Here is a 508-nt window from a genome sequence, read left to right as displayed (position 1 = left end):
CAGTCGTTTGACAAACTCATGGAACGGAATTTTTTTTAGGCTTTGCTGCTGATAGAGTATCTCGTGAATTTCAGCAATAGTAAAAATTCGGTTTCGGGTTGTTTCGAGTGAAGTGATCTCCAGATGATTACGATACTCCTCCACCTCCAGTTCGATCAAGCCTGTGATAAGGGCTAGGTTGTTTTTAACTCGATGGTGTAACTCGGATAGCAAGATCTGTTTTTCTTCATTCGACTTTTCCAGCCGTTTCCTGTTTTCTACCTGTTTGGTTACATCCACAGCCTCAACAAAAATACCAGTACATTCTCCATCCTCATCCTGAAGGGGTTTATAAATAAAATTTCGGTAATACGTTTTTTCCTGATTATCTGTCTTTATGACAAAAGGAACCTCTTTCCCCTTATGTAGCTCATTTGTTTGATATACGTTGTCGAGAAGCTCAAAAAATCCTTGTCCCTCTAGTTCAGGCAGAGCTTCACGGGCCGTATATCCCACTAAATCTCGATCA

Annotated in this window: 1 protein-coding gene; it reads right to left on the bottom strand. The window is 40.6% G+C overall.

Going from position 1 to position 508, the window contains the following annotated elements; translation table 11 throughout:
- Nucleotides 1-508, bottom strand: a 508-nt coding sequence (locus NC796_RS26680) for a histidine kinase dimerization/phosphoacceptor domain -containing protein (RefSeq protein WP_310688949.1), incomplete at both ends; no start/stop codon positions are given.

This window comes from Aliifodinibius sp. S!AR15-10 (genome assembly GCF_031569985.1).
Lineage (GTDB): Bacteria > Bacteroidota > Rhodothermia > Balneolales > Balneolaceae > JAMQKA01.
Note: the sequence above shows the minus strand (reverse complement) of the source record. Positions and strands in the feature narration are given on the sequence as shown.